The 18257-nt window shown below is 71.8% G+C and carries 17 protein-coding genes; 4 read left to right on the top strand and 13 right to left on the bottom strand.

Features of this window, described 5'->3' with window-relative positions; genetic code table 11:
* Positions 1 to 223 precede the first annotated feature (223 nt).
* A complete protein-coding gene (locus AB0C27_RS11050; RefSeq protein WP_357841209.1) occupies positions 224 to 1366 on the top strand; it encodes a cytochrome P450 in 1143 nt (380 codons plus the stop codon).
* Positions 1367 to 1514: 148 nt separating this feature from the next.
* A complete protein-coding gene (locus AB0C27_RS11045) occupies positions 1515 to 3632 on the top strand; it encodes a protein kinase (protein WP_357841206.1) in 2118 nt (705 codons plus the stop codon).
* An 82-nt stretch (positions 3633 to 3714) separates the two neighbouring features.
* On the opposite strand, the gene AB0C27_RS11040 is transcribed toward AB0C27_RS11045, so the two are convergent.
* The 3 genes from AB0C27_RS11040 to AB0C27_RS11030 form a co-directional block, all read right to left on the bottom strand.
* On the bottom strand, positions 3715 to 4620 hold the full coding sequence (locus tag AB0C27_RS11040) for a D-isomer specific 2-hydroxyacid dehydrogenase family protein (RefSeq protein ID WP_357841203.1): 906 nt from the start codon (positions 4618 to 4620) through the stop codon (positions 3715 to 3717).
* 79 nt (positions 4621 to 4699) lie between these two features.
* Entirely contained in the window at positions 4700 to 5320 is a 621-nt protein-coding gene (locus AB0C27_RS11035) for a bifunctional 4-hydroxy-2-oxoglutarate aldolase/2-dehydro-3-deoxy-phosphogluconate aldolase (RefSeq protein ID WP_357841200.1), read from the bottom strand.
* Between the two features lie 107 nt (positions 5321 to 5427).
* Positions 5428 to 6342: a sugar kinase gene (locus AB0C27_RS11030; RefSeq protein ID WP_357841197.1), complete on the bottom strand. Its 915-nt coding sequence runs from the start codon at positions 6340 to 6342 to the stop codon at positions 5428 to 5430.
* Between the two features lie 164 nt (positions 6343 to 6506).
* Here AB0C27_RS11030 and AB0C27_RS11025 point away from each other — a divergent pair, with 164 nt between their 5' ends.
* The gene (locus AB0C27_RS11025) at positions 6507 to 7718 is read left to right on the top strand and encodes an MFS transporter (protein ID WP_357841194.1); all 1212 of its coding nucleotides are present in this window, start codon (positions 6507 to 6509) and stop codon (positions 7716 to 7718) included.
* Positions 7719 to 7724: 6 nt separating this feature from the next.
* Here AB0C27_RS11025 and AB0C27_RS11020 read toward each other — a convergent pair whose 3' ends face one another.
* Entirely contained in the window at positions 7725 to 8708 is a 984-nt protein-coding gene (locus AB0C27_RS11020) for a PfkB family carbohydrate kinase (RefSeq protein ID WP_357841191.1), read from the bottom strand.
* A 94-nt stretch (positions 8709 to 8802) separates the two neighbouring features.
* Positions 8803 to 9828, bottom strand: a complete 1026-nt coding sequence (locus AB0C27_RS11015) for a LacI family DNA-binding transcriptional regulator (RefSeq protein WP_357841188.1) — start codon at positions 9826 to 9828, stop codon at positions 8803 to 8805.
* A gap of 382 nt (positions 9829 to 10210) precedes the next feature.
* Between AB0C27_RS11015 and AB0C27_RS11010 the strand changes: the two genes are divergently transcribed.
* On the top strand, positions 10211 to 11494 hold the full coding sequence (locus tag AB0C27_RS11010) for an ATP-binding cassette domain-containing protein (RefSeq protein ID WP_357841185.1): 1284 nt from the start codon (positions 10211 to 10213) through the stop codon (positions 11492 to 11494).
* A 42-nt stretch (positions 11495 to 11536) separates the two neighbouring features.
* On the opposite strand, the gene AB0C27_RS11005 is transcribed toward AB0C27_RS11010, so the two are convergent.
* From AB0C27_RS11005 to AB0C27_RS10970, 8 genes are all read right to left on the bottom strand, one after another.
* Positions 11537 to 11797: a Txe/YoeB family addiction module toxin gene (locus AB0C27_RS11005; RefSeq protein WP_357841182.1), complete on the bottom strand. Its 261-nt coding sequence runs from the start codon at positions 11795 to 11797 to the stop codon at positions 11537 to 11539.
* Complete coding sequence (locus tag AB0C27_RS11000) at positions 11794 to 12060, bottom strand: type II toxin-antitoxin system prevent-host-death family antitoxin (protein WP_357841179.1); 267 nt, start codon at positions 12058 to 12060, stop codon at positions 11794 to 11796. Before AB0C27_RS11000 ends, AB0C27_RS11005 begins: the two co-directional genes overlap by 4 nt.
* Positions 12061 to 12263: 203 nt before the next feature.
* Positions 12264 to 13448, bottom strand: coding sequence for a hypothetical protein (locus AB0C27_RS10995; protein WP_357841176.1), 1185 nt, complete (start codon positions 13446 to 13448; stop codon positions 12264 to 12266).
* 305 nt (positions 13449 to 13753) lie between these two features.
* Positions 13754 to 13891, bottom strand: a complete 138-nt coding sequence (locus AB0C27_RS10990; RefSeq protein ID WP_357841173.1) for a hypothetical protein — start codon at positions 13889 to 13891, stop codon at positions 13754 to 13756.
* Positions 13875 to 15281 (bottom strand): acyltransferase, encoded by a 1407-nt coding sequence (locus AB0C27_RS10985; RefSeq protein ID WP_357841170.1) that lies wholly within the window; start codon positions 15279 to 15281, stop codon positions 13875 to 13877. Before AB0C27_RS10985 ends, AB0C27_RS10990 begins: the two co-directional genes overlap by 17 nt.
* A 79-nt stretch (positions 15282 to 15360) precedes the next feature.
* Complete coding sequence (locus AB0C27_RS10980; protein ID WP_357841167.1) at positions 15361 to 16449, bottom strand: cation diffusion facilitator family transporter; 1089 nt, start codon at positions 16447 to 16449, stop codon at positions 15361 to 15363.
* An 85-nt stretch (positions 16450 to 16534) separates the two neighbouring features.
* A complete protein-coding gene (locus tag AB0C27_RS10975; RefSeq protein WP_357841164.1) occupies positions 16535 to 17698 on the bottom strand; it encodes an acyl-CoA dehydrogenase family protein in 1164 nt (387 codons plus the stop codon).
* 10 nt (positions 17699 to 17708) lie between these two features.
* On the bottom strand, positions 17709 to 18221 hold the full coding sequence (locus AB0C27_RS10970; protein WP_357841161.1) for a MaoC family dehydratase: 513 nt from the start codon (positions 18219 to 18221) through the stop codon (positions 17709 to 17711).
* Positions 18222 to 18257: the final 36 nt, after the last annotated feature.

The following is an 18257-nucleotide window of genomic DNA, read 5'->3' as shown; positions in this document are numbered from 1 at the left end:
CGGCGTGAGGCGCCGTTCCGGCCACCGGAACGGCGGCAGATCTTGAGGCCGGAAGTGTTCCACTGACCGAAACCCTCGATTGCGGACGCGGGCCCGGGACGATCACATCGGCATATGAACGTCCCCCTCGCTCCGGCCACCGAGAAGGCGCTTGAGGCCCGCCGGGTCCTGGACCGCAGAGCCCAGGATGCGCGGGCGCGGGCCGGATCGCGGGAGGTCACCCGTGCCTAGGGGGCTGCCCAGAGCCACGGTGCTGGAGAACCTGCGTCTGGCCGCGACGCTCGTACCGCCCGGCTCGGCGCACCTGACCCACGGCCGCGACCCGCTGCACTGCCGGGCGCTGCTGGCCGCGCTGGAGTCCCGCTACGGCGGCCGGCCCGTGCTGGTGCGCGGCCTGCGCGGCCGGGTCCTGCTCATCATGTCCAAGCGGGACGTGCTGCGGGTGCTGGCCCGCGACGACCCCGCCTACACCCCCGTGCTGGAGCAGCACGCCTTCGAGCTGCCCATCGACGTGCTGCGCCCGCGCTTCATCGAGATCGCCGCGCAGGAGGCGGCCGAGCTGAGTGGCGGCGTGGTGGACCACGCCCGCCTCGACGCCTGCTGGCGGCGCGTGGCCAGGCGCTGCGTGTACGGCGACGGCGCGGCCAGGGACGAGGAGCTGACCCGGCTGCTGGAGGACCTCACGCGGGCCGGCCGCTGGCGGGCCAGGCGGCGCCAGGAGATCCTCTCCGGCCGCTACGACACCCGCGTCATCGACCACCTGCGCCGAGCCGAGCCGGGCAGCCTGGCCGGGCTGATCGCCGAGACGCCGGAGAACGAGTCGCGCGGGCTCATGCAGGCCGCGTACTGGCTGATGGGTCTGGGCTCGACCGCGCCCGGCCTGACGCAGACCCTGGCGCTGCTCGCCGCCCACCCGGCCCACCGCAAGGCCGCCCGCGCCGACCACGACCACCTGCGCGCCTGCCTGCGCGAGGGGCTGCGCCTGTGGCCGCCCGTGCCGGTGCTGTCGCGGGTCACCACGACCGAGACCGACTGGTACGGCACCACCCTGCCGACGGGCACCACCGTGCTCGTCCCGGTCGCGGCCCACCAGCGCAGCCCGCGCCTGCCGTACGCGAACACGTTCGCGCCCGAGATCTGGATCGACGGCACCGCCGCGGACGAGTGGTGGGCCATGTCCGGCTGCGACGGGCTGCGCCTGATGCTCGCCGTCGGCACGGCCTTCCTCGGCGGGATCCTGCGCACCTCCCGCCCCAAGCCGATCGGGCGGCTGCTGTCGCCGCATCGCCCGCTCCCGCACGCGATCGACCTCACGCGGCTGCGCGTCTCGATGCGCCCGCTGCGACGCGACCCTGCTCAGGGCTAGTGGCCAACGGGCGGCTTCTTCCTCCGTTAGAGTCTGGGGTACAAACGGGATGCCGGGCGGCGGAACGGTTCGGGTTGTCACAGGGACGAACCGGCGGGAGGAACGGTTCGGTTTGCGACGGGATGACGACGGCGAGAGGACGGCGACGTTGGGGCGCTCGGGAGGCACTCCTCTGCAGCCGGAAGATCCGCCGGCGATCGGCCCCTATGAGCTGATCAGCCGCCTCGGCTCCGGCGGCATGGGCGTGGTCTACCTCGCCAAGGCGGCCGACGGCGCCCGGGTGGCGCTCAAGGCCATCCGGCGCGACTACACCGCCGACCCCGTCTACCGGGCGCGGTTCCACGAAGAGGTGTCCAACGCGCGCAAGGTGGCCTCGTTCTGCACCGCCCGCGTGCTCGACCACGGCGAGGACCGCGGCGTCCTCTACCTCGTCACCGAGTACATCGACGGCATCTCGCTCGAAGACCACCTCATCGAGCACGGCGCCCTGTCGCCGTCCGTGCTGCACGCCGCGGCCGTGGGCGTGGCCGCCGCGCTGACCGCGATCCACGCGGCCGGGCTCGTGCACCGCGACCTCAAGCCGGCCAACGTGATGCTGACGCTGGCCGGGCCCCGGGTGATCGACTTCGGGCTGGCCCGCTCGACCCACGTCAACTCCCGCCACACCAACGCCGGCATGGTCATGGGCACGCCCGGCTGGATCGCTCCCGAGCAGGTCTTCGAGGGGCGCACCAGCCCGGCGGGCGACGTGTTCGCGTGGGGGTCGCTGATCGCGTACGCGGGGCTGGGCGGGCATCCGTTCGGCGAGGGCGACGCGTACGTAATGGCGGCCAGGGCCCGCCAGGCGCCACCGGACCTGCGGGGGCTGCCCGCGCCGCTCGACCGGCTGGTCGCCGCGGCCATCCACCCCGACCCGGCGCGCCGACCGGCGGCCAAGCAGCTGCTGCTCGAACTGGTGGGTGCCGCCGACGAGCCGGCCGCCCAGCTCGCCGCGACCAAGCATCTGACCAGCGCGTGGAACCCGTCGGAGTTCGGCCCCCTGACCCCTCCCGACCGCACCGGCCAACTCCCCGGCCCGCCACCGGGCCACGCGCCGGGCCCCGCGCCAACCCACAGCGCCGCCCCAGGCCACGGCCCCACCCCCGGCCACGCGGCGCCAGGCCAGGCCGTCCCGGGCCACGCCGTCCCTGGTCCGGGCGCACCGGGCCATGCCGGGCCGAGCCACGGCCCCGCCTCCGGCCAGCCGCCGCTGGCTCCCGAGGCGCGCTTGCAGCAGCCCCCGCCGGCCGAGCGCACCGGGCCCACACCCGGGTCTTCGCGGGCACCCCTTCAGCCGCCGCCTGCCGAACGTACGGGACCGACGCCGGGCTCTTCGCATGGGCCGCACCAACCGTCGCCCGCCGAACGCACCGGACCGACCCCCGGATCGCCGACGGGGTCGCCGCGCATGCCCCACCAGCAACCACCCGCTGAACGCACCGGACCCACGCCCGGGTCATCGCGGGCGCCGCACCAGCCCCCGCCGGCCGAGCGAACCGGACCGACGCCCGGGTCATCGCGGATGCCGCACCAGCCGCCGCTCATCGAGCGCACCGGGCCCATGCCGAGGGTGCCGGGCGGGCCACAGCAGCCGCCTCCCGCCGAACGTACCGGGCCCACGGCCGGGTCGTCGCGCGGGCCTGTGCCGATGCACCAGACCGGGCAGGTGCCGCTCCCCCACCAGACGGGGCAGGTGCCGCCGCACCACTCGACCACCGGCTCGGGACGGTTGCCCGGCTATCCGCCCGCCAAGCGCAAACGGGGGCTGTTCGCCGGCTGTCTGACCGCCCTGGTGATCGCGGTCGTGCTGATGGTGGTGGTGCTGGCCGTGCTGGCGTGGGTGTTCCGTTCGCCGGCCGCCGGGGACGACGGGCCCGTGCAGGACGGCAAGCTGCGCTTCACCGTGACGGGCACCACCTGCCCCAAGCCGGCCAAGACGGCGGCCAAGCGCACGTGCCGGGTCGGCGTACAGGTCAGGAACGTCGGCCAGGAGGCCAGGGTGCTCTACCCCGGCCAGCAGAAGCTGATCGACGAGGACGACGCGCAGCACGGCGGCACCGAGCTGCTCGACAAGGACGGCAAGCAGATCACGCCGATCCGCATCGAGGCGGGCCAGTCGTTCGCCGGCACCCTGATCTTCGAGCTGCCGAAGGGCCTGGAGGTGACCAGCCTCGAAGTGCACGACTCGGGGCTGAGCGCCGGAGCCAGGGTCAACCTGGGCACATAACCGCCCGGCCGAGGGCGACGGTGCCGGCACCACCGAACCCCAACGCCGCCGGACCCACTGACCGGCGGAGGCGGTGGTCAGGCTAGAAGCCCTGCTTCGGGGAGACCACGCCCTCCAGCGGCGCGCCCGTGCCGAAGCGGCGGACGTTGGAGATGACGCGTTCGGTCAGGCCGCGCCAGTAGGCGGGGCGCGGGTTCGCGCTGTGCGGCGTGATGAGCACGTTGTCCAGCTCCCACAGCGGATGCCCGTCCGGCAGCGGCTCGGGGTCGGTGACGTCCAGCGCCGCCCCGCCGATCAGACCGGCGCGCAGCGCCCGTACGAGGTCGTCGGTGACGACGAGGCTGCCTCTGGCCACGTTCACCAGCCACGCGTCCCCGCGCATGAGCTCGAACTCGCCCGCCCCGAACATGCCGGCGGTCTGCGGGGTGGCCGGAGCGGCGACGACGACGTAGTCGGCCTCGGGCAGCACCTCGCGGTACCGGGCGCGCGGCACGACCTTGGCCGCGCCGGGCACCTCGCCGCGGTCGCTGACCGCCACCACCGTGCAGCCGAACGGCTCCAGCAGCCGGATCAGCGACTGGCCGATGCCGCCGCTGCCGACGATCGCGACCGTCGCGCGAGCGAGCTCCGTGGATTCGTTCGGTCCCCAGCTCTTCATCCTGGCCGACCGGTAGAGCCCCTTGGCCGCCGCCAGCATCATGGCCAGCGCGTGCTCGGCGACCTGCGGGCCGTACGAGCCGGTGGCGGCGGTGAAGACGGGGTCGTCGGTGATGACCCCGGCGGTGGCCCAGCGCTCGACGCCCGCGTGCGGCAGCTGCACCCAGGAGATGCCCTCGTGGATCATCGAGCGCAGCTCGGCCGGGTCGTCGCTGCCGTAGTAGACGATCGCCTCGGCCTCCTCCAGGGGGACGACGCGCCCGCCGGCGCGGCGTACGGCGTCGATGAGCGCGGGCACGGGCTCGGGCCCGACGTGAACGGCGACGGTCATCGAGGGCGGCCTTCCGGTCGTAACTCATTGATCACGGGTGAGCATATATCGCACACCTCGACGGCCCCGGCGCGGGTGTTCAGCGGGCCTGGGCGAGGCGGGTGAGAAGGGCGGTCACGCGCTCGCCCGCCGCCTGGGCGCCGCCCGAGGTCAGCGCCGAGCCCATGCCACAGGCGACGGCGCCGGCCGCGATCCAGTCGGGCGCGTTGTCGATCGTCACGCCGCCGGTGGGGATCGCGGGCGTCTGCGGCAGCGCGGCGCGTACGTCACGCAGCCAGGACGGCGACACGGCGGACGCCGGGAAGATCTTGACCGCGTCCGCCCCCTCCTCCAGAGCCCGGACGATCTCGCTCGGCGTGGCCACGCCGGGGAAGACGGGCACGCCGTAGCGGTGGCCCGCGCGGATCACCTCGGGGTGAAGGTTGGGCGAGACCAGGAACCGCGCTCCCGCCTCGACGGCGGCACGGGCGGCGGCGGCGTCGAGCACGGTGCCGGCCCCGATCAGCGCCTCGGGCCGCTGCTCGGTGAGCCGCGCGACGGCGGTGAGCGCGCGGGGCGTGGTGAGCGCCACCTCCACCGCGCGCAGCCCGGCGTCGAGCACCGCCTCGGCGGCGGCGACCGCCTCCTGCGGCCCCGCGCTCCTGACGATCCCGAACACCCGCTGCGCGGTGACGGCCTCGACGATCTCCCAGCGGTACATGACTCCCCTTCGATCGCGCCCCGGTGAAGGTGGCGGCTTGCGGTAACGGTCTCCCCGGTGCAGGTGGCGGCCAGCCGTAAACAGTCTCCCCGGGTAGCAGGTGGTGGCTAGCGGTGCACGGTCTCTCCTGCCTCGGTGAAAGCGGCCAGCGCGCGGTCCAGCCCCGCTCGGTCGGGCAGACCGTCGGTGTCGGTGGCGCACTGCACCACCAGCGCGGCCACGGCCGCCGCCTCGCGCAGGCACACCTCGTACGGCATCCCCCGCAGCAGCCCGGACAGGAACCCGGCGGCGAAGGCGTCCCCCGCGCCGACCGGATCGGTCACGGGCACCGGGAACGCCTCCTGCCGTAACGCCCCGCACATGGCCGACTTGTCGCGGTGCTTGACCACGACCAGCCCGTCCAGGCTCGCCGGATCCACCTGCAGCAGCTCCAGCTCGTCCGCCCCGGCCAGCACCACGTCGGCGCGGCCGAGCAGCGGCGCGACCCGCTCGCGCCACAGCGCGGGCGTGCCCAGCTTGAGCCGGATGTTCGGGTCGAACGAGACCACCGCGCCCGCCTCCCGGGCCAGGTCGAGCAGCCGGAGCGTGGCCTGGTGCGCCGAATCGGACAGCATGGGCGTGATCCCGGTGACGTGGACGAGCCGCGCCCCGTTCACCGTCTCCGGCGTCAGCTCCTCAGGCTCCAGCCGGGAGGCGGCCGAGCCGGCGCGGTAGTACTGCACGTCGATGGCCCTGGCCGGATGGCTGTCACGCAGCAGCAGCCCGGTCGGCGCGGACGCGTCGGTGACGGCGTGGCGGGTGTCGATGCCCTCGGCGCGCAGCATGGCCAGCACGGACGCGCCGGCCGGATCGGCGCCGACCCGGCCGAGCCAGCGCACCTCGTGGCCCAGCCGGGCCAGGCCGGCGGCCACGTTGGTCTCCGCTCCGGCGACCGAGCGGCGGAACGTGGTGGCGCGTTCCAGCGGGATGCCCGGCTCGGCCAGCATCAGCAGCATCGCCTCACCGCACACCACGACACTCACGCTTCGAGCTCCTCGATCGTCTCTGCTCCACCAGGGGCGGTGAACCGTACTATCAAATCACCTTTATTACGACTTATCGGTCACCAGCCCCGCAGGCGGTTCCCTTGACCACGAGCCGCCCCTGAGTGACGCTGAACCAGGAGAACAGTGCGGGGGCATCACTCGTGAGGCGTCCATTCATCACCTTGCTGGCCGCCAACGCCCTGTCCACCACCGGCAACATGCTCTCCATCCTCGCCGTCCCGTGGTTCGTCCTCGACACGACCGGCAGCGCCGCCCTGACCGGGCTGGCCGCGTTCGCGATGACCTTCCCCATCGTCATCTCCGCCGCCTTCGGCGGCACGCTGGTGGACTGGCTCGGGTTCCGGGTCACGAGCGTGCTGTCCGACCTGGTCAGCGGCCTGCTCGTGCTGGCGCTGCCGATCCTGTTCCTGACCGGCGGCCTGAGCTATCCGCTGCTCCTCGTGCTGCTGTTCCTGCGCTGGATGGCCTCCACCCCCGGGGAGACCGCGCGCAAGGCCATGCTGCCCGACCTCGCGGCCCTGGCCGGCGTGCCGATCGAGCGGGCGACCGCCGCCTACGACGGGGTGTACCGGGGGTCGGCGATGGTGGGGGCGCCGCTGGCCGGGGTGCTGATCCTCTGGCTCGGGCCGAGTCTGCCGCTGTTCCTGGACGGGGTCACGTTCCTGCTGTCCGCGCTGCTGGTGGCGGGCGGTGTGCCGCGGGTGGCCCGGCGCGAACGGGAGCGCGGCGGCTATCTGGACGGCCTGCGGGCGGGGCTGGCCTTCCTGTGGCGGGACCGGCTGCAGCTGAGCGCCACCGCGATGATCGTGGTGGTCAACCTGCTCGACACCGGCGTGACGCAGGTGCTGCTGGCGCTGTACGCGCGCGACGTGGTCGGCGATCCCCGTGCGTTCGGCCTGCTCACGGGGGCGGTGGGCGCCGGGGCGGTGGCGGGGACGGTCGTGTACGGGGCCGTCGGCAGCCGATTGTCGATGCGGCTGACGTTCGGGCTGTGCTTCCTGATCGCCGGGGTGCCGCGCGTGCTCGTGCTGGCCCTGGACGTGCCGTTCTCCGTCGCGATGGCGGCCACCGCCCTGTCGGGGTTCGCGGCGGGCGCGATCAACCCGATCCTGGCCATCCTGCAGTACGGCCGGATCCCGGTGCGGCTCAGGGCGCGGGTGATCGGGGCGATGACGGCCGCCGCGTACGCGGGCATGCCGGTGGGCGGCCTGCTGGCCGGGACGCTGTCCACACTGACCGGCCTCGGGACCACGCTGTTCGCCTTCACCGTGGTGTACGTGCTGATCTCGGTGCCACCATTCGTCCTGCGGACCTGGCGGGAACTGGACAGCGGCCACCCGGCCGACGCCTGAACGGGCTCAGCCGGCGGCTCTGGCGAGCAGGAGCGGCTCGGTGATCGGGGACTCGTGAGTGCCGGTGACCGTGCAGGCGTGGGCGCCCGCGATCGCTCCGAGGCGGACGCATCGCTCCAGGGGCTCGCCGCGCAGGCTGCCGTACAGGAACCCGGAGACGAACGCGTCGCCCGCGCCGTTGCTGTCGGCCACCGGGCCGGGCAGCGGCGCGGCCGGGAACGCGCGCACCTCGCCGACGCGCGTCCCGCCCTCGCGGGGATACGTCTCGCCCTCGCCGGCCCGCGTCCCGCCCTCGCCGGCGCACGCCTTTCCCGCGCGGCTCTCGGCCTCGCGGGTCTCGGCCTCGCGGGTCAGGACGAGGCAGCCGTCGGCTCCGCGCGTGCACACGACCGTGTGGGCGCGCCCGCGCGCGATGATGTCGCGCATGACGGCGATCGGGTCGGACAGGGCCGCGGCCGACAGGAAGACCAGGTCGCAGCCGTAGGCGAAGTCCTTCTGGTAGCCGGCGGCGCCGTCCCAGTCGTGCAGGTCGGTGGAGAGCGGCACGCCGTCGAACTCGGGGATGAGGTGGCGGCAGAAGTCCATGATCGACAGGTGGACGTGGGGGGTGCGCACGTCCGCGTACAGCTGCCTGGGCATGAGCTCGCCGGGCGTCGCCTTCGCGTCGTAGAAGGACGTGCGCCGGCCGTCGGGACCCACGAGCAGGACGCTGCGCCGGGTGCCCGCCACGGCGGTGCCCCAGCGGCAGTCGACGTCGCGCAGCGCGTGGCGGATCAGCGCGCCCTGCGGGTCGTCGCCGATGAGGTCGGCGAAGGCGACGCCGAGCCCGAGCGCGTGGCAGCCGAGCGCGACGCCCGCGCCGGTGTTGCCGATCCGGTCGGTGACCGGCGGCACCTGATAGGTGTCGCGGTACGGAAGCGGCAACTCGGGCACGTAGACCGTCGTGTCGACCCCGGCCCCGCCGAGAACGAGAACGTCGTGGCCGCTCACCGGTCGGCCGGCGAGCCCGGGGAACCGACGATGAGGGCGTCATGACCGCCCGCCGGTTGACCAGCGGGCCGTGGACGAGGACGCCGGTACCCGTTCACCGGTTGACCAGCGGGCCTGAGCCGGTGGAGCCGCGGACGACCAGTTCGGGCTGGAAGATCAGCTCGACGTGCTTGGCCGGGGCGCCGTTGACCTCTTCGAGCAGGGTCTGCACGGCCGCCGACGCCATCGCCCCGATCGGCTTGCGCACGGTCGTCAGCGGCGGATCGGTGAACGCGATCAGCGGCGAGTCGTCGAACCCGACCACGGACACCTCGCCCGGCACCGACAGCCCCTTCTGCCGGCACGCCCGGATAGCGCCCAGCGCCATCAGGTCGCTCGCGCACACGATGCCGGTGCAGCCGCGGCTGAGCAGTTGCGCGGCGGCGGCCTGCCCGCCCTCGACCGAGAACAGCGAGTGGGCGATCAGGTCGTCCACGTCGTCCGCGCCGAGGAGCTGCGCCATGGCCTGCCGGTAGCCCTCGATCTTCCTGATCACCGGCACGAACCTGGGCGGCCCGAGCGCGATGCCGATCCGCTCGTGGCCGAGGTCGACCAGGTGCTGCACGGCCAGCCGCGCGGACAGGCGGTCGTCGGGCGAGATGAAGGGGGCGTCGATGTGCTCGCTGTAGCCGTCGACCAGCACGATCGGCAGGCCGCGGTCGGTGAGGCGGGTGTAGCGGTCCATCCGCGCGGTGGTGTCGGCGTGCAGCCCGGAGACGAAGACGATGCCGCTGACGCCGCGATCGACGAGCAACTCGGTGAACTCGTCTTCAGGCGCGCCGCCGGGCAGCTGGGTGCAGAGCACCGGCGTGTAGCCGTGCTGGGTCAGCGCCTTCTCGATGGCCTGCGCGAACGCGGGGAAGATCGGGTTGTCCAGCTCAGGCGTGACCAGACCGACCAGCCCGTTGCTGCGCTGCCGCAGCCGGGGCGGGCGTTCGTAGCCCATCAGGTCGAGCGCGGTCATCACCGATTGGCGGGTGGCGGCCGAGACTCCGGGCTTGCCGTTGAGCACCCGGCTGACGGTGGCCTCGCTCACCCCGGCCTGGGCGGCGATGTCGGCGAGACGAGCGTGACCGTTCATGGGCCTTACTTTACTTTCCGCCGGGCCGCCGAATCCGCTGCTACGGGGACATCGGAGGCGATCACGAGCTCTCCTTCGACGTCGTGGCGCAGAGACTCCCGGCCTGGTGGATCATCGGGTTCGGCTTCCGAGCGGCCATCGTCTCCCCTGCGCGCACCGCGTGCCTCCCCCGGACGTCCCCCACATGAAATCTCTTTCCGCAAGTTTACGCAAGCCCTTTCTAACTCGAAATACGGAAATATCGGTTACGGGCCGCCAAAACTCCTGACCGAAACACTGCCGAATGAGATTCTTTATCTCCAGGGTGGACATGCAGCGTTAAACCGCGATGTACTACCTCTTCAATCAGCCTCGTCACAGGTGACACGCAAGGTGTGGGCCCATGAGCTCGGTCGTTCTCGACAAAGTGACCAAGGTGTATCCGGGCGACTACCTCGCAGTCGACCGGCTGAGCCTTCGGGCCGATGACGGCGAGTTCCTCGTCCTCCTCGGCCCCTCAGGATGCGGCAAGTCCACGCTGCTGCGCATGATCGCCGGGCTGGAGGAGATCACCGAGGGCGACCTGTGGCTGGACGGCGAGATGGCCAACCACCTGGCCCCGCGCGACCGTGACGTGGCGATGGTGTTCCAGAACGGCGCGCTCTACCCGCACAGGACCGTACGCGGGAACATCGCCTTTCCCTTGGAGATCGCCAAGTCAGACCCGTCGATGGTCCGCGAGCGCGTCACCGAGCTGTCCAAGGCGCTGCACATCGACGAGACCCTCGACCGCCGCCCCGGCACGCTCTCCGGCGGCCAGCGCCAGCGGGTCGCGATGGGCCGGGCGATCGTGCGCCAGCCCAAGCTCTTCCTCATGGACGAGCCGCTGTCGAACCTGGACGCCGGCATGCGCACCGAGCTGCGGATGGAGATCTCCTCGCTGGTCAGGTCGCTCGGCGTCACCACGATCTACGTCACGCACGACCAGGTGGAGGCCCTGACCCTGGCGGACCGGATCGCGATCCTGAACCGCGGCGTTCTTCAGGACGTCGGCACTCCGGCCCAGATTTACAACGATCCAGCGACGGCGTTCGTGGCGGCCTTCCTCAACTCCCAGCAGCTGAACCTCTTGACGGCGGGCGTCAGGACGCCACAGAACCAGTACGTGCTGCTCGACTTCGGCCCGCACCGTCTCACGTTGCCGTGGAGCGATCCCAGGGCGTACGCGATCTCGCAGCACACCGGCGGGCAGGTCCTGGTCGGGCTGCGCCCTGACGGGCTGGCTCCGGTGCCGGAGTCGTACGAGGGGCCGTCCTTCTACGGACGGGTGCGGGCTCTTGAGTATCACGGGCACGAGTGGCTGGCGTACCTGGAGTGCGGGATGCCCGCCGTACCGGTGCCCGAGCCGCCGGACCCGCGCCGGCGCGTCAACGGCGCCAGGAACGGGTCGGGGAAGGTGTCGGGCATGATGCGGCGGCTCTTCTCGCCGCGCGTGCCGGAACCGCAGGACCAGGAGCAGGTGGGCGCGCACGGCAACAGCGGCATCCACCGCCGCTCCGACCTGATCGTCCGCCTCGGCAACCGCCCCGTCTGGCGCACCGGCGACGCCGCCAAGGTGGCGGTGGACCTCTCCCGCATCATGATCTTCACCTCGGACGGCGCCCGCATCGACCCCCCGCGCCGCTGACCGAAACACACTCCGCACGGGACGTCCTCGGCCAGACGGACGCTACTTCTCGTAGTGAAAGCGGCAGGCGGCGATCATGATGGTGTCGTCGGTGACGCGGTAGACGAGCCGGTGTTCCGAGGTGATGCGCCGGGACCAATAGCCGGACCATTCATACTTCAGCGGTTCCGGCTTGCCGATGCCTTCGTTCTCGTGCCGGGTTATGTCGGCGATCAGCTGGTTGACCCTCTTGAGGATGCGCCGGTCTTCCCGCTGCCAGTAGCAGTAATCTTCCCAGCCGAGCTCGGCGAAGAGGATCTTCACGAAGCGAGGTCCTCATCAGCCAGTTCACGGATGGTGCCGCCGCCAGCCTCCAGGCTGGCGATCGCCTCCGACAGCCGCCTGCGATTCTCGGGAGAAGCCATCAGGTAGAGCGTCTCGCGCATCGACTCGTACTCGCGCTGAGACACCATGACCACTCCTTCCCCGCCCGGGCGCGTGATGAGGACCTCTTCCTGGTCGTCGATGACGGCATCGAGAGTTGCCGCATAGTTGGCCCGCGATTCAGACATGGTCATCACCTTCATAGCGCCAGTGTACATGATGGTGTACATCCTTTCCCTTAAGAGAGGCGTCGGCGCACCCCCCAAACCCCCGCCCGGCGCAGACGTGGCACGGTCGAAGAAAGGGGAGTGCACCACTCCTAGGCGAAGGGTAGCAATTCAACTACCTAGAGTGGCGACACCACATTGCCCTGCCTTTGCCGAGGTGCGCAGTCATCCGCAGGCCATCAGGAGATCGTCCAGCGGGAGCTGTCAGGGGTGTCCTCGATGGTGACGCCGCCGCGGGTCAATGCCGTGCGCAGGGCGTCGGCGACGTCGTAGCTGCCCTGGCCGCGCAGCTCGGCCCGTAGCGCGAGCAGGGGCTCCACCAAGGACGGGAGAGCCTGGGAGCGCTGGGCGGCGGTCGAGGCGAGCTCGCCGAGGCGGGCGATCAGCAGCCGCATCAGCTCTCTGGCCTGCTCGACCCCGCCGGAGTCCTCCTCCGTGTCGGCGGCCCACTTGACCATCTCCGCCTCCAGGTCGAGCACGGCCTGCGCCGCCGCCACCATGTCGGTCCGGTCGGCGGCGGCCTTGAACAGCTCTTCGCAGGACCGGATCGACTCCTCCAGCGTCACCTCGGCGGGCTGCGTCTCCGGCTCGGGCGGGGCGGGGACGGGACCGCCCGAGCCGCCTTCGGCCAGGCGGCGCAGCTCGGCCAGGTCGAGGCGAGTGCCAGTGGGCAGGACCGTCTGCGTGCCGGGCCTGCGCACGGTCAGGCCGCCCCGCCCCGCGATCCGTACGGACTCACTCTCCAGGTCGATGACCAGCGCCGTGTGCTCGTCGAGCCCGAGCACGGCGGTGCCGGGCGGCAGCTCGCGCTCCATGCGTGACAGCCGGCGCTCGCCCAGGTAGCAGTAGCGGGTGTCGTGGGTGCCGCCCTCGGCGTTGTCGTAGTGGGGGATCAGCACGGCCTGCAGCCCCAGCGGCTCCAGCAGGTCGATGCCCTCGCGCCAGTGGGGCTCGGCGCCCACCTTGTAGATCTCGTAGACCGGCACGGTGGCCAGGCCCGCCGTGCAGGCCGCCGCCGAGGCCAGCACGGTCACCCCTTCGCGGGCCCGGATCCTGGCCCGCAGGTCGCCGGCCACGCCGGAGCCGGCCCATCGGTCGAGGGCGTAGGTGGGGCTGCCGGGGCCGGAGAACACCCAGTCGGCGCCGGTGATCGCGGGAGCCACCTCGACGTCGAGGCCGACGCTGTGGGAGAAGTATCCGCAGGCGCGGGCGGAGATGTCGGCGCGATTTTCCTGGAAGGCGTAGGGAGTGTCGAGCAGCACGGCCCGCGCCCCCGCGCGCAGGGTCCGCGCCGCGGCGCGGTGAATCTCGACCATGGTCGGGCTCGTCTCGCCCGACCCCATCAGCACCAGCACACCGGGCATGAACGTCGGCCTCTCTCTCCCACGCCATCGACTACAACCCGGCTCACCACGCTGGTGCAAGAGCGCCGACGACATGCCTATGAGACGCACCTGCACATGATGGGCAGTAAGTTGTGGGTGGTGACGGGAAGACACGTGGTCTCGGTTGAAACGCTCATGCTACGGGTGGGCACCGACAATCGCTGGGCGTACAGGCATGCCCTTACCCGGCCGCTACGTGGGGAGAGCCCCGACGAGACAGCGCGCCGGCTGAGCGGGGTCGCGCCCGGCGACCCCGACACGGTGCTGCATTCCACCAGCTGGCGCTACGAACCGGACGGCGAGATCGTCCTGACGTACGCGGTCTGCCCCGATCCGTCGCCCTGGCTGCCCGCGACCGAGGTGCCGGCGCTGGAGATCGCCAGAGGGCGGGCGCCGGCGACGCCGTCACCGCAGGGCGTCACCCTGGCCAACGTGGTCGCGCACGCGGTCAGGCATCTGGCCTTCCTCCTGGCCGAGGACCCCGTCGTCGCCCGCGCCCTGTCCCGTCACCCGCGCATCGGCCCCGCCCTGGAGCCGGTCACGGCACCGGCGTGAGATCCGCCGGCCGAGGTCCTGCATGGGCCGTTCGACGTACCGGTAGGTCAGCGCGCTGACGCCGACGAGCAGCGCCAGGGCCAGGGCGGTCATGGCTATCTGGTACGCCGGCTCGGCCCGCCGCAGATCCCCGCTGACCTGCACGAAGTACTTCAGCACCGGATGGTGCACCAGGTAGAGCGAGTAGCTGATCAGCCCGAACCAGACCAGCACCCGGGGCAGCCGCCTGCCGCGCAGCGCCATCCCGCCCGCGAACGTGGCCCCGGCCAGCGCGATCGTGGTGAACCACACGTCGGCCTGCACCCACCACCAGCCGCTCTCGATGGCCCACAGCGGCGCGATGCCGACCAGGACGACGGTGACCGCCACCGGCCACAGCCGGCCGGTGCCGCGCTCCCACCGGTGCACGGCCGTACCCGCGAACATCACCGCCAGCACCGCCGCGCCCAGCCACGGCACCCGGCTGCTCATCAGCAGCAGCACCACCGCCATGACGCCCAGCACGCAGGCCGAGGCGGTACGGAACCGGCCCGCCACCACGCCCGTCAGCCCGACGACGAACACCGCACACGACACGTACGCCGGCCACGCCCCCTTCAGCACCGCCCCCGACACGATCAGCCCGACCACGACCGCGGCCACCGCGAAGAGCACCGACAGCAGCCCGCTGCGATCGTGCCCGCGCGTCAGGAACAGCGCCGTGACCAGCAGGTAGAACACCATCTCGTACGAGAGCGTCCACATCGTGTCGGCCACGCCGCCCACGCTGACGACGTCGAGCAGCATGGTCGCGTGCGCCGCCACCGCGCTCCCGTCACGGGGGACGGCCTCCCGCACCGGCACCCACCAGGACAGCGCCAGCACCGCGACGATGACGCCCAAGTAGAGGGGGTAGAGGCGGAAGAAACGGCTGATCCAGAAGGCGCGTACGTCGCCGTGGCGTTCCAGGGACGTCGGGATGATGTAGCCGCTGACCAGGAAGAACACCAGGATGCCGTAGACGCCCAGGTTGAACCAGTAAGGGCGCAGGCCGGGCAGGAACCAGGGCAGGAGGTGCTCGGCCACCACCGCCATCGCGCCGATGCCGCGCAGGGCGTCCAGCCAGGCGAGCCTCGTGGCGGAGGTGGACGCGTCGGTCTGGGTGGGTGCCGTGGCAGGTGCGGATGTGGCGGTGCGGGAAGGCGCGGAGGCCGGGGCAGGGGCGGACGCGGGAGCGCGCGGATGGGTGGAATCGGGATGCGGGGCGGCTGCGGACACCCGGCCCAACCTACCCGTAACGGGGTGAGTGATGCGGGCGTCTTTCCCTGGCCGGCGCCGGATTCCGGCCCTCGACCGGCTACGGGGACTGATGGTCGGCCAGGGGCGCGTGGTGGTCGGCGCCGTCGGGGCCATCGGGGTCGGTGTGAACGGTGGCGGCCCTCAGGCGCGGCACGCCGTGGATGAGCCGGTGCTCGGCCCCCACCGCCACCTCGTGCGCGCGTATAACCGACATGTCGTGATCGACGAGGATCTCCACCTCGGCGTGCAGCGCGTGCCCGATCCAGCGCAGTCGCACCGACTCCACCCGCCGCACTCCTTCCACCCCGGCCAGTACGTCTTCCGCGGCGTCCACGAGCGCGGGGTCAACGGCGTCCATGAGCCGGTGGTAGATCTCGCGCGCCGCGTCGCGCAGGACGTAACAGATGGCGACCGTGATGAGCAGCCCCACGACGGGGTCGGCGAGCGGGAACCCGAGCGCGGCGCCGCCCGCGCCCAGCAGGACGGCCAGCGAGGTGAAACCGTCCGTCCTGGCGTGCAGGCCGTCGGCGACCAGCGCTGCCGAGCCGATCTCCCTGCCCACCTTGATGCGGTAACGGGCCACCCACTCGTTCCCGGCGAACCCGATCACCGCCGCCGCGGCCACCCAGCCCACGGCCCTGATCTCCTGGGGGTCCAGCAGCCGCCGGACGGCCTCGTACCCGGCCAGGGCGGCCGACGCGGTGATGAGCAGCACGATGACGATGCCCGCCAGGTCCTCCGCCCGGCCGTAACCGTAGGTGTAGCGGCGGGTGGCGGCGCGGCGGCCGAGCGAGAACGCGATGGCCAGCGGTACGGCGGTGAGCGCGTCGGCCAGGTTGTGCAGGGTGTCGCCGAGCAGCGCGACCGAGCCGGAGGCGACGACGACGACCGCCTGGACGGCGGCGGTGAGCATGAGGGCGGCGAACGAGACGGCCAGCACGCGCATGCCGCGACTGCTGGACTCCAGCGCGGTGTCCGTCTTGCGGGCGGAGTCGTGGCTGTGCGGGGTCACGGCGTGGGCGACCCACCCCAGCACCGCCCTGATCCCCCGCCCTCGCTGATGACCGTGCCCATGCCCATGCCCGTGGTCGTGGTCGTGGTCGTGGTCGTGGTGCTTCGACGGGTCGGAGTCCCGCTGGTCACCCATGGCATCCCCCGCTAACGCACCTCATCCCTTCGAGCAGGATATGCAGCCATGTCCGCGTACCAACGGAAGGACCCGCGTACGTCCCCTACCAGCCCACCTTCCCCTTCCCGGAGATCAGCGCGCGGGCGATGACCAGCCGCTGCACGTCGTTGGTGCCCTCGCCGATCGCCATCAGCGGCGCGTCCCGGTAGAGCCGTTCGACGACGAACTCCTGCGAGTACCCGTACCCCCCGTGGATGCGCATCGCCTCCAGGGACGCCTTGAGCGCCACCTCCGAGGCGAAGTACTTGGCCATGCCCGCCTCCATGTCCACCCGCTTGCCGCCGTCGGCCTGAGAGGCGGCCCAGTACGTGAGCAGCCGGGCGGCCTGGATCTCCGTGGCCAGGTCGGCGAGTTTGAGCTGGACGGCCTGGAAGTCGGCGATCGGCCGGCCGAAGGCGGTGCGTTCGCGCGAGTAGGCCAGCGCGGCGTCGTATGCGGCCTGGGCCACGCCGACGGCGCGGGCGGCGATGTTGATCCGCCCGATCTCCAGCCCGCCGAGCACCTGCTGCATGCCGCGCCCCTCGACGCCGCCGAGCAGGCACGACACCGGCACGCGTACCTCGTCGAGCACCACCTCGCACGTCTCGGTGCCCTTGTAGCCGAGCTTGGGCAGGTCGCGGCTGACGCCGAAGCCGGCCGACGAGGGGTCGACGAGCAGCACCGACATGCCCTTGTGCGCGGGTTCGGCGACGGAGGTCTTGACCAGCACGGGCAGCGGGTCGGCGTGGCGGGCGTTGGTGATCCACGTCTTGGTGCCGGTGACGATGTAGTGGTCGCCGTCGCGTACCGCCCTGGTCTGGATGCCCTGCAGGTCGGTGCCCGCTCCGGGCTCGGTCAGCGCGATCCCGGTACGGCGGGCGCCGCTCGCCAGGTCGGCGAGGTGCAGCCGCTTCTGCTCCTCGGTGCCGTGGCGGGCGATCATCCAGCAGGCCAGCGAGTGGGAGCCGATCGTGCCGGCCACGCCCATCCAGCCGCGCGCGATCTCCTCGAAGACCAGCGCGAAGGAGACCATGTCGGCCGCCATGCCGCCGTACTCCTCCGGCACGGACAGCCCGAACAGTCCCATCTGCTTCATCTTGTCGACGATCTCGGTGGGATAGCGGCCGGAGTGCTCCCACTCGGTGGCCACCGGCACGATCTCCTTGTCCACGAACGCGCGCAGGGTCTCGCGGAACGCCTTCTGCTCGTCGGTCAGCTCGAAGTCCATGTGCCTCTTCTCAGAGCGGGCCGGTCTTGGCCTGGGGGAAATAGCCCTTGTCGTACGGGGCATCGCGTTTGTAGACCATGACGGTCCGCGTCCACGACATGACCTCGTCGCCGTCCTGGTTGAGCCCGCGCGTGTAGCAGGTGACGATCCCTGCGTACGGCCGCGACTTGGACTCCCGCTTGCCGGTCACCTTCGACTCGGCGTAGAGGGTGTCGCCCACGAAGACGGGATGGGTGAGTTTGATGCCGTCCCAGCCCAGGTTCATGATCGCTGTCTGGCTGACGTCGATGACCGACAGGCCGAGCACGATGGCCACGCTCAGCCCGGAGTTCACGATGATCTTGCCGGTGGGGGCCCTGGCGGCGAAGTGCGCGTTGAAGTGGTTCTGGTTGGTGTTCATGGTCAGCAGCGTGAACCAGGTGTTGTCCGACTCGCCGATCGTCCGCCCCATGGGGTGCTGGTAGACGTCCCCTATGGTGAAGTCCTCGTAGTAGCGGCCGATGCTGGGCTCGTGGACGGTCACGGGCGGCTCCTGTTCACCACGATCAGACCGTTCACG

The organism is Nonomuraea sp. NPDC048882, from assembly GCF_040649755.1.
GTDB classification, from domain to species: domain Bacteria; phylum Actinomycetota; class Actinomycetes; order Streptosporangiales; family Streptosporangiaceae; genus Nonomuraea; species Nonomuraea maheshkhaliensis.
Note: the sequence above shows the minus strand (reverse complement) of the source record. Positions and strands in the feature narration are given on the sequence as shown.